The sequence below is a fragment of the Staphylococcus sp. 2S1 genome, assembly GCF_046721335.1.
GTDB lineage: Bacteria > Bacillota > Bacilli > Staphylococcales > Staphylococcaceae > Staphylococcus > Staphylococcus equorum_A.
The window spans coordinates 2,644,677-2,660,121 of record NZ_JBEUUJ010000003.1 but is presented as its reverse complement, the minus strand read 5'-3'; the positions used below and the strand labels follow the sequence as shown (position 1 = coordinate 2,660,121).

At 33.2% G+C, this 15,445-nt stretch carries 10 protein-coding genes and 4 pseudogenes; 12 read left to right on the top strand and 2 right to left on the bottom strand.

Features of this window, described 5'->3' with window-relative positions; translation table 11 throughout:
• Nucleotides 1-621 precede the first annotated feature (621 nt).
• The 5 genes and pseudogenes from tsaE to ABLV90_RS13915 all read left to right on the top strand — a co-directional run bounded on the left by tsaE (nt 622) and on the right by ABLV90_RS13915 (nt 3,882).
• A pseudogene (tsaE, locus tag ABLV90_RS13935) lies at nt 622-1,084 on the top strand (tRNA (adenosine(37)-N6)-threonylcarbamoyltransferase complex ATPase subunit type 1 TsaE).
• On the top strand, nt 1,065-1,727 hold the full coding sequence (gene tsaB / locus ABLV90_RS13930; protein WP_427706888.1) for a tRNA (adenosine(37)-N6)-threonylcarbamoyltransferase complex dimerization subunit type 1 TsaB: 663 nt from the start codon (nt 1,065-1,067) through the stop codon (nt 1,725-1,727). Before tsaE ends, tsaB begins: the two are co-directional and overlap by 20 nt.
• Complete coding sequence (gene rimI / locus ABLV90_RS13925; RefSeq protein WP_427706890.1) at nt 1,700-2,164, top strand: ribosomal protein S18-alanine N-acetyltransferase; 465 nt, start codon at nt 1,700-1,702, stop codon at nt 2,162-2,164. Before tsaB ends, rimI begins: the two co-directional genes overlap by 28 nt.
• On the top strand, nt 2,157-3,185 hold the full coding sequence (tsaD, locus tag ABLV90_RS13920) for a tRNA (adenosine(37)-N6)-threonylcarbamoyltransferase complex transferase subunit TsaD (RefSeq protein WP_460872790.1): 1,029 nt from the start codon (nt 2,157-2,159) through the stop codon (nt 3,183-3,185). Before rimI ends, tsaD begins: the two co-directional genes overlap by 8 nt.
• Nucleotides 3,186-3,459: 274 nt before the next feature.
• Nucleotides 3,460-3,882 carry a VOC family protein gene (locus tag ABLV90_RS13915; RefSeq protein WP_427706894.1) on the top strand — a complete coding sequence of 141 codons (423 nt, stop codon included), beginning with the start codon at nt 3,460-3,462 and terminating at the stop codon, nt 3,880-3,882.
• Between the two features lie 55 nt (nt 3,883-3,937).
• Here the strand turns inward: ABLV90_RS13915 and ABLV90_RS13910 are convergent, their stop codons facing one another.
• Nucleotides 3,938-5,539 carry a MutS-related protein gene (locus tag ABLV90_RS13910; RefSeq protein WP_460872789.1) on the bottom strand — a complete coding sequence of 534 codons (1,602 nt, stop codon included), beginning with the start codon at nt 5,537-5,539 and terminating at the stop codon, nt 3,938-3,940.
• A gap of 356 nt (nt 5,540-5,895) precedes the next feature.
• Nucleotides 5,896-7,824 carry an ABC-F family ATP-binding cassette domain-containing protein gene (locus ABLV90_RS13905; protein ID WP_046466301.1) on the bottom strand — a complete coding sequence of 643 codons (1,929 nt, stop codon included), beginning with the start codon at nt 7,822-7,824 and terminating at the stop codon, nt 5,896-5,898.
• A gap of 144 nt (nt 7,825-7,968) precedes the next feature.
• Between ABLV90_RS13905 and ABLV90_RS13900 the strand changes: the two are divergent.
• The 7 genes and pseudogenes from ABLV90_RS13900 to ABLV90_RS13870 all read left to right on the top strand — a co-directional run bounded on the left by ABLV90_RS13900 (nt 7,969) and on the right by ABLV90_RS13870 (nt 15,390).
• A pseudogene (locus ABLV90_RS13900) lies at nt 7,969-8,617 on the top strand (redox-sensing transcriptional repressor Rex).
• A 218-nt stretch (nt 8,618-8,835) separates the two neighbouring features.
• Nucleotides 8,836-9,927 carry a YeeE/YedE family protein gene (locus tag ABLV90_RS13895; RefSeq protein WP_460872788.1) on the top strand — a complete coding sequence of 364 codons (1,092 nt, stop codon included), beginning with the start codon at nt 8,836-8,838 and terminating at the stop codon, nt 9,925-9,927.
• A 23-nt stretch (nt 9,928-9,950) separates the two neighbouring features.
• Nucleotides 9,951-10,178: a sulfurtransferase TusA family protein gene (locus ABLV90_RS13890; protein ID WP_427706899.1), complete on the top strand. Its 228-nt coding sequence runs from the start codon at nt 9,951-9,953 to the stop codon at nt 10,176-10,178.
• 143 nt (nt 10,179-10,321) lie between these two features.
• Nucleotides 10,322-11,285 (top strand): annotated as a pseudogene (locus tag ABLV90_RS13885) (LacI family DNA-binding transcriptional regulator).
• A 91-nt stretch (nt 11,286-11,376) separates the two neighbouring features.
• Nucleotides 11,377-12,861 (top strand): sucrose-6-phosphate hydrolase, encoded by a 1,485-nt coding sequence (locus ABLV90_RS13880; RefSeq protein WP_460872787.1) that lies wholly within the window; start codon nt 11,377-11,379, stop codon nt 12,859-12,861.
• Nucleotides 12,858-13,827, top strand: a pseudogene (locus tag ABLV90_RS13875) (carbohydrate kinase family protein). The gene ABLV90_RS13880 and the pseudogene ABLV90_RS13875 overlap by 4 nt, the downstream one beginning before the upstream one ends.
• 210 nt (nt 13,828-14,037) lie before the next feature.
• On the top strand, nt 14,038-15,390 hold the full coding sequence (locus ABLV90_RS13870; RefSeq protein ID WP_427707942.1) for an IS1182 family transposase: 1,353 nt from the start codon (nt 14,038-14,040) through the stop codon (nt 15,388-15,390).
• The last annotated feature ends 55 nt before the right edge of the window (nt 15,391-15,445 follow it).

Below are 15,445 nucleotides of genomic sequence, written 5' to 3'. Positions count from 1 at the left end.
CGGCGAGGTCATGTCAATAACTTTTTCGAATTATCTCTAAATTCACATAATTGCAAAAAAGAAAGAACTTGTTTCACTATGAAGTAAAATAGACAAAAATTTGTTAAACTATAAGAGTTATTTATATAGAACAGATAAATTGAAGTAATAGATAGTGATTAATTCGAATAAAATTGCGAATTGCTAATATAGAAAGAACTGAGTTTTTATAATGGGTTATAAGAGAAGTGTTAAAGGTATACAAGTGCTAATCGCACTTGCATAAGAGTTACTAATTCAATAAATTGAAAAGTAACACTTTACATGCATAAAAGCAACTAATCACAATAAATTGTGGGAATTTAAAAGGAACGCCTGAGCTAAAGCTCATGCATAAAAGCAACTAATCACAATAAATTGTGGGAATTTAAAAGGAACGCCTGAGCTAAAGCTCATGCATAAAAGCAACTAATCACAATAAATTGTGGGAATTTAAAAGGAACGCCTGAGCTAAAGCTCATGCATAAAAGCAACTAATCACAATAAATTGTGGGAATTTAAAAGGAACGCCTGAGCTAAAGCTCATGCATAAAAGCAACTAATCACAATAAATTGTGAAGTTGCTTTAAAAGGGAGAGGAATATGATTAAGATAAAGGATTTAGATGGAATGGCGGTTTTTGCTACAACGCTAGCGAAGTATTTATCAGCCGGCGACCTTGTATTGCTTAATGGTGATTTAGGTGCTTGGTAAAACAACATTAAGTCAATTTATTGGAAAAGCGTTAGGTGTAAAAAGAAATATTAATTCACCAACGTTCAATATTATAAAATCATATCAAGGATTAAATTTGAAGTTACATCATATGGATTGTTATAGATTAGAAGACTCTGAAGAAGATTTAGGCTTTGATGAATATTTTGAAGATGAAGCAGTTATTTTAATCGAATGGAGTCAATTTATTTCTGAGTTTTTACCACCGTCTTCTTTAACTATTAATATAACGACATTAAATGAATCGGAAAGAAATATAGAATTAGAAGCACAAGGTGGACATTATGCAAAAATAAAGGAGGAGGTTGAACGTGAACTATCTGTTGATTGATACGTCAAACCAGCCATTGTCAGTTGCTATAATGCAAGATGATAAGGTGTTAAGTGAATTGAATTCAAATGAAAAAGTAAATCATTCAGTACAGTTAATGCCGGCAATCGAACAAGTTATTGCTGAAAGTAAAGTATTGAAAGAAAATATCGATGTCATTGTAGTTGCACAGGGGCCAGGTTCATATACTGGTTTAAGAATAGGTGTAACAGTGGCAAAAACTTTAGCATATGCTTTAAATGCTGAGTTGTATGGCGTGTCCTCATTAAAGGCGCTTGCCGCAACGATTAAAGAAGATACGAGATTGATTGTACCTGTGTTTGATGCAAGAAGAGAAGCAGTTTATACAGGTGTATACCAATATGAAACGGATCAATTAGTCCAAGTTGAACAAGACCAGTATCTACCTATTGAAGAACTATTGGATTTATTGCACAAGACGGGTCAACCATACATGTTTGTAGGGATGGACACTGAGAAGTTAGAGGAACTATTAGATAGTACCTGTGTTGCGAATGTGCCACTAGCTAAAAATATGAAACCACTTATTGAAACGGCAGAGGACATTCATCAATTTAAACCAAACTATATTAAAATATCAGAGGCTGAGAGAAATTGGTTAAACCAACAGAACAAGAGTTAAATATACGATTAATGAACACAAAAGATGTGCCACAGGTATTTGATATAGAAAGAAATAGTTTTAATGACAGTAGTTGGTCGATTGATGCATTTTATCACGAGGTAGAGCAAAATGAATTTGCAAATTATTTTATTATTGAATTTAATGAGAAGATAATTGGTTATATTGGCTTATGGATAGTTATTGATCAAGCACAAATTACAACCGTCGCTATTGATAATGAATATAGGGGTTACGGTTTAGGCCAACTTTTATTAAAATATGTAATGAATTTTGTCCGAGAAAAATGTGAGATGATGAGTTTAGAAGTGCGCGTAGATAACGATGTAGCACAACACGTTTATACAAACTTAGGTTTTAAATATGGTGGTAAGCGAAAAAATTATTACGGTGAAGGCGAGGATGCATTAGTTATGTGGGTGAATTTTAATGAGTGAAGTAACATTAATATTAGCAATTGAATCGAGTTGTGATGAAACAAGTGTAAGTATTATTAAGAATGGTACAGAAATACTCAGTAATATCGTATTGAGTCAAATTGAGAGCCATAAACGTTTTGGTGGCGTAGTGCCAGAAGTAGCGAGTAGACATCATGTTGAAGGAATAACAACAACGATTGATGAATCGTTAGTTAAAGCAAATGTAACAATGCATGATATAGATGCAGTTGCTGTAACGCAAGGACCAGGATTGATTGGTGCATTATTAGTGGGAATTAATGCGGCGAAAGCCTTGGCATTTGCTTATGATAAACCTTTGATACCTGTTCATCATATTGCTGGTCACATTTATGCGAACCATTTAGAAACGCCTTTACAGTTTCCTTTAATGGCATTAATAGTCTCAGGTGGACATACAGAATTAGTATATATGAAAGATCATTTAAGCTTTGAAGTTATAGGAGAGACAAGAGATGACGCTGTGGGTGAAGCTTATGATAAAGTAGCGAGAACAATTGGACTAAGTTACCCAGGTGGTCCCCAAGTAGACCGTCTTGCGGCAGAAGGACAAGATAATTATCAATTTCCTAGAGTATGGCTTGAAAAAGATAGCTATGACTTCAGCTTTAGTGGTTTGAAAAGTGCAGTAATTAATAAATTGCATAATTTAAAACAAAAAGGTGAAGCAATTAACAAAGCAGATGTAGCAACAAGCTTTCAAAATAGTGTCGTAGAAGTTTTAGTCGGTAAAGCTATTTCAGCTTGTGAGCATTATGATGTTAAACAACTGATTGTTGCGGGCGGTGTGGCAAGTAACAAAGGGTTACGAGCAAATTTAGCAGTAGCCTGTGAATCACATAACATCAAACTTTGTATACCGAGTCCTAGTCTTTGCACAGATAATGCTGCCATGATTGGTTCAGCAGGCCATTATTTATATCAGGTCGGCGTAACTGCTGATATGACATTAAACGGTTTTAATAGTATGGATATTGAACAATTTTCAGTTAAATATTAGTTGATATTTAAAAAGATGAATTCATGACAACATATGCGCTTAATATATTTTCTAAAAATAATAACACCAACCATTGAATGATAGGATATGCTCCCTTCAAAGTTTTTACTTTTTAAGTATCTACTTGACTGGGTGCAGTTCAATTTGTCGATTGGTTGGTGTTTTTTTATTTATATTTGAAAAATAAGGGTATAGGTAATTTAGTAAAACATTAGCTAATAACAATAGAGTCTAAGGATATTTAAAAATATTATTTTTAAAGGAGGCTATTTTAATGAAATCAGTTCAATATTTTAACTTTCAAAATAGTTTAGCGGCGTTAAATTTTTATGAAAAGCACTTAGGGGCCACTGACATACAGCGTGTTGGCGGTGATCATGAAATGTTTGCAGATATGCCAGAGGAATATGATATTGATAAGAACTTTACTATGAATGCATCATTTAAAATTTTAGGTGAAACATTCTATTGTAGTGATACAATGAAAAATAAAAAAATTGATAATAGTGGTGCGATTGTGGCTTTTACTTTTGATTATTCAAATGAAGCGGACAAACAGCAAGCAGAAGCATTTTTTAATAAAGCGATAGAAGGTGGATGTGAAGCTACGATGCCATTAGCTAAGACAGAGTGGTCTGAACTATATGGTATGTTTAATGACCCATTTGGTGTGACTTGGATGATCAATGCAGAATAAATTATAAAAAGATAAGGCTGAGACATGTAATTATGTCCCAGCCTTATCTTTTTGATTAATTGGTTTTTGAGGTGAAAGAATTTGCGCGTTTATAGATTTGTTCTGGAAATTGCATAATACGTAATAACTCTATAGCATTTCTAGTATCGGCTTTACCAGGTTTTACCTTGAAGTCAAAAGCAATTTCGTTTTCTAAAATGGATTCATTGAAATGATAATTTGCATAGTTTTTCTCTAGTAAAGTAGCTAACTCTATATCGTGTGTAGCGACAATAAGTCTATAACCGGGTAGTTGGTTCAAGTAGCTTAATACAGATTCTGAAGCCGCAATACGTTCTGTAGTGTTGGTTCCTTTAAAAATTTCATCAATAAAGCAATATATTTTGTTGGAGGTTGTTATATCGAATAAGCGTCGTATCGATTTGACTTCAGTCATAAAATAACTATCTCCAGTTAAAATATCATCTTGATTAACCATAGAGGTATAAACTACGCCAGGTTTATAGATGAATTTCGTTGCTGTAACAGTGTTTACTGCTTGAGCTAATACTAAATTTAGAGCAATTGCTTTCATAAACGTTGATTTACCTGAAGCATTGGACCCCGTTAAAAGTATATGATTATTTATACTCATATCATTAGATACCGCTTCGTAGATAAGAGGGTGAGTTAATTCTTCAAATTCAAGGTAGTCTTCTCTATTGACTTGTGGAAGTGAGTAATGATCCAACGTCTCTTGCCAAAGTGCTACGGCATAATGATTATCTATGCTCGCAATATATTTATAACAAGACATTACTTCATCTTCATATTTTTTAAAACTGTTTTGAATTAAGTGGAAGATATGATAGTCCAGCATAAAAATTATTTTTATTAGTAAAGATATGACAAAGGCATCTTCGCTAGAATTAACACGACCTAATAAACCACTAAATCTACGAGCTATACGAAAATGGCTGAAATCGACATCAAGATTAGGTGTATCCTCAAGTTTTTGTAATGTATGTGCTTTTTTAATGACTGTAGATGTATAAAATATTGCATTTAAATCTTGATTATACGTCTTTTTTAACGAGCCACTAAGAATCATATTGAATATAACAGAAGCGATTGTTAAAGCTATACCTTCACTAGGTGAAAAGAAAGTTAGAATCATAAAAATAAGAGGTAAATATGTACATAGCATAAAAAAATTATTTCGTTTAATATGTAATAATTGATCTGGAAAAATAGGATAAATAGCTTTACCAATTTTTGCTAATTGCAGAGAAACGTAATTTCTAAATGAAATATTTGTTTTAAATTGATGAATTAAATTTTCATCTTTTACTTTATACATATTTCTTAGTGTAGCAAAAAGTCTCATCTCGCCAATTGCAGTAAAATTAAAATTCATACTATGAAATACACTTTCCATATCTAAATCAGACCAGGTTTTATCATCTAGCAATAAATTTTCATCAAATCTATTTCTATATGTGTCAAACTCATAACTATAGTTATGGTTAGGACGAATAAAGTTTTCTAGTGATTTTTGGTTAGTCCATAGATTTTGTAAATCATGCTTTAATTTTTTATTAGCGACAATCGTCGTAGTAATAATCAGTATTGTCGTTCCTAGAATAAAAGCAATTAGAAACCATAATAACGTAGGCATATTTTTGTACATCCTTTCACGATTTTGCTGTAAACTCGTAATAATTATGACATGGCATTCCATTTTAAACAAATACCTTTCGTTTTGAGTAATTTATAGTTTGAATGGAATGTCAATAGGGAACGTGCGTACTTATCAACAAATAGTGCATAACTTGTGGATAAGTAGTGGTTATGTTTGTGGATATAGGTTGATATCTGAAAATTGAAAACAGCTAATAGTTACTTATTACTTGTGGATAAGTAGGATAACTCTGTGGATAGCTATTATAACAGCAAAGGTAGTGTGAATAGAATGAGCATAAAAAAAGAACTAAAGTAGAAAATTTTACTTTAGCTCAATTGCACTTATAACGATTATATTAACATTTCTTGTAATTCTGCCCACTCATCCATGACTTGTTCTAATTTTTGTTCGGCTATTTCTTTTTCAATTGCTAAATCATTTGCTTTTTCTGGATTAGAATAGACATCAGGCTGTGTGAGTTGTTCGTTTATATTGTTTATTTCTTGTTCGTATATTTCAATATTTGTTTCACATTGTTCTATTTTACGTTCAACTTGACGTTGCTCTCGTTTTTGTTGTTTTTGGTCAACGTAATTATGATTTTGTGATGCACTTACTTCTGTTTTTGTAGGGTTATCCAATTCTCTTTTCGCTTGAATTGCTGCTTTTTCTTCTAATTTTTCAATGTAATACTGATAATCACCTAAATACATTGTCCCACCAGTAGTGTCCAAGTCATAAACTTTATTTGCAAGTTCGTTTATAAAATAGCGATCATGTGACACAAATAAGATTGTGCCTTTAAAATCTGACAACGCTTGTTCAAGCATCTCTTTAGAGTCTATGTCTAGATGGTTAGTTGGTTCATCTAAAATAAGCACATTATTGCGCTCTAGCATCAGTAGAGCAAGTTGAAGACGCGCTTTTTCTCCACCAGACAAGTCATTGATGATTTTTTTGACGTCATCTTGTACAAATAAGAAACGACCTAAGACAGCGCGAATATCTTTTTCATTCATTGTTGGATATTGGTCCCATAAATAATCAAGGATTGTTTTGTTTGATTTAAATTCAGCTTGTTTTTGATCGTAATAACCAACTTTTAAATTTGCACCTGTAGTAATTTCTCCACTGATCTTTTGTTGGAGACCGGCGACTGTTTTGATTAAAGTAGACTTTCCAATACCATTAGGACCAATGATTGCAATATGGTCTCCTTTGGTGGCTTCGATATTAATGCCTTTTGTTATGGCTTCTTCATATCCAATTTCTAGATTTTTAATATGAAATACATCGTTTCCAGTATTTCTATCAAAATCGAATTGAATATTGGCGCTTTTAGCATCAATCATAGGTTTGTTAACTCTTTCCATTTTTTCCAACATTTTCCTTCGACTTTTTGCCATGCCCGTAGTTGAAGCACGAGCGATGTTTTTTTCTACGAATGTTTCAAGTTTTTTAATTTCAGCTTGTTGACTTTCATATTCTTGCATACGTTTTTCATAATATTTATCTCTTTGCGCTATGAATTGTCCATAGTTACCTACGTAATGTTGTACATCGCCGAGCGCAACGTCATAAATTTGATTGACAATTTTATCTAAGAAATATCTATCGTGACTAATAATAACGATAGCGCCTTTGAAATAATTAAGGTAACTTTCCAACCATTGAGTTGTTTCCATATCTAAATGGTTTGTAGGTTCATCAAGTAATAGCAAATCAGGTTCGCTAAGTAACATCTGGGCTAAAGATAACCTGGTCTTTTGACCGCCACTAAAATCATTAATAGGACGATTAAAATCCGCTTCACTAAAATTCAAACCGTGCAGTACAGTTTTAATTTTACTTTCATATTGGTAACCTTCTTGTTGTTCAAATTGATTAGATAAAGATTCATAGCGATCGATGTGTGTCTTATATGACTCAGTATCATATTCATCAGCATGTTGCGCTAACCAATCTGTCTCAAATTTCATTTCTGATTCTAATTTTTTCATACTTTCAAATGGTTTCGACATTTCATCAAAAACAGTTTGATTCGTATTTAAAGTCATTTGTTGTGTTAGATAACCAAGCTTGAGATTTTTGCTTTTTGAAACTTGACCGCTATCATATGTCTCGACGCCAGCAATGATTTTCATTAAAGTAGATTTTCCGGCACCATTACGTCCTACGATACCAATACGTTCACCAGTTTTAACTTCAAAATCTACATTATTAAAAATATCTTCTCCGTCGAATGATTTAGTTAAGTCATTGAGTTGTAATAATATCATCCAATTTGCACCTCTCTATTCATTATCATTCTACAGTATTCAACGCGTGGTTAAAACTATCATTGTTTATTTTTATTATTCAATAATGTATAATGTTGTAGTGATTATAAGATAAATCAGCAATAGATAATGAAATAGGGGGACATGATCTTGGCTAATCAAAGCGAAAAGATTCCTCGTGCCACATTGAAACGTTTACCGTTGTATTATAGATTCGTCAATACTTTGAAATCTAAAGGCATAGATAGAGTTAATTCAAAAACTATAAGTGAGGGCTTGAACATTGATTCTGCAACGATTCGTCGTGATTTTTCATATTTTGGTGAATTAGGCAAGAAAGGCTATGGCTATAATATAGATAGCTTATTACATTTTTTTAAAAATGAGATAAGTGAAAATGACGAGATAAAAATTGCAATTGTAGGTGTTGGGAATTTAGGGAAAGCATTATTAACATACAATTTCTCAATACATGATGAGATGACAATAACGGAAGCTTTTGATATACGAGATGAAATTATAGGGACGCAAATAGGGAAAGTAACAGTCAGTCCGTTTGATAAAATTACGGATATATTAGCACAAGAACATATTGATGTAGTGATTTTAACTACACCTGAAGAAGTAGCGCAAGCACGTTGCTGACACTTTAGTAAAAACAGGTGTAAAAGGTATTTTAAACTTTACACCAAGTCGTGTTCTGACACCATCGGATGTTCAGGTACATCATATTGATTTAGGTATTGAATTACAATCTTTACTCTTCTTTATGAAAAATTATAGTAACAAATAAAGCGTATGAAAATAGGCTAGCTTTTTTATTTACACGAGACACACGTTAGGTGGTGAGTGTTTAAAAAAGCTAGTTTTTGTATTTAGTTATATGATTACTACCAACTACAGTTATTTTGACAATTAACACTTTATAAAATATGAGCAAACGGGCTTGATATTTAATGGAAAGTTTAATATGATAAATCATATTGATTTTATCGGGAAAGAGGTAATAATATGACGTGGTTAGTAATCAGTGGACTGATTGTTGGTGCGCTTTTAGGCTTTGTTATGCAAAGAACGCGATTTTGTTTAGTCGGTGGATTTAGAGATATGTACGTTCAAAAAAGCAATAAAATGTTTTATGCATTATTAATTGCAATTTCCGTACAAAGTATTGGGTTATTAATTTTAACATCAACAGGCTTAGTAGAAATTCCAGAATCTACGTATCCAATTATCGGAACAGTAATAGGTTCATTTATTTTTGGTATTGGTATTATTTTATCTGGAGGTTGTGCTACAGGTACGTGGTATAGAGCTGGAGAAGGTTTAATAGGAAGCTGGATGGCACTTATTGCTTATGGCTTCACTGCGGCGGCAACAAAATATGGTTTGTTGTTACCATTAATGAATGGTGTGAACAAACCAACAAATGTTAATGCAAGTATGTCACAAACGACTGGTATACCAACATGGATTTGGGTCGCGTTACTTACAATCATCACAATTCTTCTTGTTGTAAAAACGTTACGTAAACCAAAACCTAAATTTGCTATACCAAAATTAAAGCAAAAATATACAGGTATAAGACACTATTTATTCGAGAAAAAATATCACCCGTTTGTTGCGGCAATTGCTGTTGGGCTAATTGCATTACTCGCATGGCCTGTAAGTGAATCAACAGGTAGAATGTCTGGTCTTGGTATTACAACACCATCTGCAAATATAGTTCAATTCTTTGTAACTGGTGACCTGAAATTGATAGACTGGGGTGTATTCCTTGTTCTAGGTATATTCGTTGGTTCTTATATTGTCGCGAAAGGTGCTAAAGAATTCAAATGGAGAATGCCTGATAAAAAGACAATACGCAATAGCGTTATCGGTGGCGTATGTATGGGATTTGGCGCTTCTGTAGCTGGCGGTTGTTCAATAGGTAACGGTTTAGTAGAAACTGCGGCGATGTCATGGAAAGGTTGGATTGCACTTGCGTCTATGATTTTGGGAGCTTGGTTTATGAGTTACTTTATATTTATAAAACCTATGAAAAAAGCGCAACGCCAACAAGCTAGTGAAAATACGGTCTCAACACAAACTCAAACGACTTAAATATATTAGGGAGGAATTTAATTATGGTACATGAATTAGGTACGGTAGGAATGGTTTGTCCATTTCCACTAATAGAAGCACAAAAGAAAATGGAAACAATGGATAACGGTGAAGAATTGAAAATAGACTTTGACTGTACTCAGGCAACAGAGGCACTACCTAATTGGGCAGCTGAAAAAGGATATCGGATAACAAACTATGAACAATTAGATGATGCTTCTTGGACAATTACAATTCAAAAAGCTGAATAAATGAAAGATCAACCAACTTGCTATTATTAGGTTAAAACACCTAAGGTATCAGGTTGGTTTTTATTTTAAATAGTATTTAAAGCGATTGCAATATGATAGAATTAATCATATTGAGAATAGCTTATTGATGAGAGTGAGAGAATATGAAAAATATATCTGATATTGCAAAAATTGCCGGCGTATCGAAGAGTACAGTTTCAAGATATCTTAATAATGGCTCGGTAAGTTTAAAAACTAAGCAGAAGTTGGATAAAATTATTCAAGAAAATGATTACCAACCAAATCAGTTTGCACAAAGTCTACGAGCGCATAGAACCAATATGATAGGGGCAATCATACCTAGAATGAACTCTTACGCTGTAGATGAAACAATCAAAGGTGTGAAGACAGTTTGTGATGATTTGAACTATAGATTATTGCTAAATTATACAAATATCGATACAGAACTGGAAATTGATGCTCTAGAAACGTTTTATAGAAGTAAAGTCGATGGCATTATTTTAATGGCTACAGAAATTACAGATAGACATATGGAAGTGATTAATAAAATTGATGTTCCTGTTATCATTGTCGGTCAAGAACATAAGGACTTGCACAGTATCATTCATAATGATTTTCATGCAGGTTATATGGTAGGGGAGGCGCTCGGATTAAAGGGATTTAAAAGTATCCAATTTTTTGGAGTTACAGAAACTGATATAGCTGTTGGTATACATAGAAAAAAAGGCTTGATCAGTGGCTTAGCGAAATATAATGTCAAACCACATATTTCGCAAACCTCATTTAATTACAATGAAGCAATGATCGATGTATCAAAAATATTGCAAGCTCAAGCTAATTATGACGCAGTTGTGGGAGCCACAGATTCTATCGCATTAGGCGCACATAAAGTGATCTCAGAAGATGCTACGCAAAATGAGGACAAGTTTATCGTAGGCTTTGGTGGTGATCCAGTTACGGAAATTGTCTCGCCTTCAATTCATACAGTTAATTATCATTTTGAATTTGCTCGGTGAAGTAGCAATGAGTAAACTCAATCAACTGATTCAACATCAATCAATAGAGCAACGTATCATTATTGATGTGAGTCTTTCATTTAAAAATTGAGTGAAGCATGATATTATATAATGAAATGTAATGGAACCGGTACCATTATGTAAAATAAAGTTTGAATATTGATAGTAGGAGGAACACAGTAATGGCTGAGTGGACAAGAGATGAACGTTATCAAAGATATGAAGACGTTGATCAGCAAACATTAGATGATTTAACACTTCAAGTTAATCAATCTAAGTATAGACAAACGTTTCATTTACAACCTAAAACAGGATTATTAAACGATCCTAACGGACTGATATATTACGATGGAACTTATTATATATCACATCAATGGTTTCCGTTAGGACCTGTTCATGGTTTGAAATATTGGTATACATATACAAGTAAAGATTTAGTACGTTTTGAAGATATGGGCGCATCATTAAAGCCAGATACGAAAGATGATAGCCATGGCGTTTATAGTGGTAGTGCATTTGAATATAATAACCATATGTATTATATGTACACTGCAAATCATCGTGATGAGGATTGGAATAGAATTTCCACTCAACATATTGCAAAAGTAAATGCACAAGGTGAAGTTAAAAAGTTTCCTAAAGCCGTCATTGCTGAACCGCCATTTGGCTATACTCAGCATTTCAGAGATCCTAAAGTATTTTCAAAAGATGGTATCTATTATGCTGTCATTGGAGCTCAAAATGAACAAGGTCAAGGTAGAGTGATTCAATATCGTTCAACGGATATTGTGAATTGGGAATTTCAAGGCGAAGTTCATACGAATCTAGATTCATTTGGTTATATGTGGGAATGTCCGGATTACTTTAATTTGGATGGATATGACATGTTGTTATTTTGTCCACAAGGTATTGATGAAGAAGGTGAACGCTTTAAAAATATCTATCAATCAGGGTATATTATGGGACAATACGACATTGATAATTTAACAATGAATCATGGCGACTTTTTTGAACTTGACCACGGATTTGATTTTTATGCGCCACAAACATTTATAGATGAACATGGACAGCGGGTATTAATTGGTCGGATGGGGTTGCCGGAAATTAATTATCCATCTGATGTTGACGGATGGGCACATTGTCTAACTATTCCACGTGTACTATCGATTGAAGCAGGTAATTTAAAACAACGACCTGCAAAATCCCTTGAACAATTAAGAACAAATAAAGAAACAGCACTAGGATATGCGAATAAATTCACGAGACAATTGTATCCATATGAAGGAAGACAATATGAATTGATTATCGATATTTTAGAAAACGATTCAACTGAAGTATATTTTGAAGTGCGTACGTCTAAAACACAAACAACACTGATTACTTATAATAAGAAAGAACAAAAGTTAACGTTAGATCGTAGTGAAAGTGGTTTGTTACCAGACCCAGTCGACAGTACAACAAGAACAACCTATCTGGATACGCCATTGACACAGTTACAATTATTTATAGATACATCGAGTGTCGAAATATTCTGCAACGATGGTGAACGTGTCATGACTTCTAGAATTTTTACAGATGATGAAGCTACAGGAATTAAAACATCAACAGAATCTGGTCAAGTATATTTAAAATTCACAAAATATGATTTAAAGGATGAGGAAGTATGAAACGACTACTTGCTATAGGTGAAGCGTTAATCGATTTTATACCTAATACGACAGACTCTAAATTAAAAGATGTTGAAGGGTTTTCGCGCCAAGTGGGAGGCGCACCCTGTAACGTTGCATGTACGACCACTAAATTAGGTGGCAAAGCTGAAATGATTACTCAATTAGGGAATGATGCATTTGGTGATTTAATAGTTGAAACGTTAGAAAATTTAGATGTCGGTACACAGTATTTAAAACGTACAGACGAGGCTAATACGGCATTAGCTTTTGTAAGCTTAACCAAAGACGGTGAAAGAGACTTTTCCTTTTATCGTAAACCTTCTGCTGATATGCTGTACCAAACTGAAGCAGTAGCAGGAATTGATGTAATGGAAAACGATGTGCTACATTTTTGTTCGGTGGATTTAGTAGAAAGTCCTATGAAATATGCACACAAAGCATTGATTGATAAAGTTAAAGTAGCAGGGGGAACAGTTGTATTTGATCCCAATGTTCGCTTGCCATTGTGGGATAGTGAAGATGCATGTAAAGAAGCAATACAATCATTTATTCCGTTAGCAAATATTGTTAAAATTTCTGATGAAGAATTGACGTTTGTTACAGGTCAGAGTGACGAAGCACAAGCAATTCAATGGTTATTTCAAGGTGATGTAGAAGCGGTTATTTATACTAAAGGTGCTTGCCGGAGCTATGATATATTTGAAGGACGGTACAGTTATTACGCATCAAGGGTTTAAAGTACAGCCGATTGATACGACAGGTGCCGGAGATGCTTTTATTGGAGCTTTGATTAGTAGAATCGTAACCTCGAATACAAATGATATAAATCAATTGTTGAAAAATGAAGGTCAAAGTATTTTAGAATTTAGTAATTATGTAGCGACAATGGTTACTACAAAATATGGCGCTATAGAGAGTATTCCAAATTTAAGTGAAGTAAATAAAGCGTTAACTAAACAGTAAAAAAAAGACTTAGCATAATTTGCTAAGTCTCAGAGTGTCGACAAAGTCTCCGACTTTGTTGGCACTTTTTTTGTGCACGCTTTCCGCGGGCACAGCCTCAGCCTGTAGTCTTCGGCTAGTGCTTTTCCCGCAGGAGTCGGCACAAATTACTGCCATTTTTTAAACAAAAATAATATAATATATTTAAATTAAACAGTGGTGGTGTTTGTAATGTTGAATAAATCAATCGATAAAAGAGATCAATATGAAATGATTTCAATATCGGAATTAGTTCCTAGTAATCACTTATTACGTAGAGTAGATAGTATATTAGGTTTAAATTTCATTTATGAACTTGTCGAAGACAAGTATTGTCTTGATAATGGAAGACCATCAATTGATCCTGTAATTTTAGTTAAGATATTACTTATTCAAAGATTATTTGGAATAAAGTCAATGAGACAAACGATAAAAGAAATAGAAACGAACGTAGCTTACCGTTGGTATTTAGGTTATAGCTTTTTAGATAAAGTACCTCATTTCGGTACATTTAGTAAAAACTATACACGTCGTTTTCATGATACAGATTTATTTGAACAAATATTTGAAAGAATTCTTAAAATCGCAATCAAATATAATTTAATAGATCATTCATCTTTATTCATTGATTCAACACATATAAAGGCAAACGCAAATAAAAATAAATATATAACTGAATTAGTGAAAAAAGATTCTCTTCATTTCCAAGAAGAATTAGATAATGAAATTAATGAACAAAGATTATCTCAAGGAAAAAAGCCTATAAAAAAGAAAAAGAAGGAGGAATACAAAAGTAAAAAAGTAAGTACGACTGATCCAGACTCTGGTTACTATGTAAAAGGAGAACGCGAAAAACAATTTGCTTATAGCTTACATGCTTGCGTAGATAGAAACGGCTTTATCATCGATAAACACGTGACACCTGGTAATGTTCATGATAGTACACAACTCAAAACAATGATTGAAAGATTAGAAGTGAAAAATATGTTGCCCATCACATTAGCTGTTGATTCTGGATATAAAACACCTTTTAACGCGCATTACTTACTTGAAAAAACGATTATCCCAGCAATGCCTTACACGAGACCTAAAGGAAAACCAGGTTATTTTAGAACTAAGGATTTCATCTACGATGAATACTATGATAATTATATTTGTCCTAACGATGAAACATTGATATTTAAACGAACAATGCCAACAGGTCACAGATTGTATGTATCCAACCCTAATAAATGCCGTCATTGTCCTTTGTTAAATCAATGTACAGAGAGTAAAGATGCTATCAAACAAATAAGACGACACGTATGGCAAAATGATTTAGATATAGTTGAAGATTTGAGATTTGTTGATACTATAAAAACTCAATATAAATTGCGAAGCCAAACAATTGAAAGAAGATTTGGAGATGCAAAAGAGCAACATGGTATGAGATGGACACGATATAGAGGTATCAAAAAAGTTTCCATGGATACCACGCTGATTTGTGCCGCCATGAATCTTAAGAAAATGGCAATGTGGCTCATAAAAGGGCCAGAAATGGTCTGAAAGACCACTTTTTATTTTTAAAAATAAGTTATATTTATAAAAAATAAACCAAATG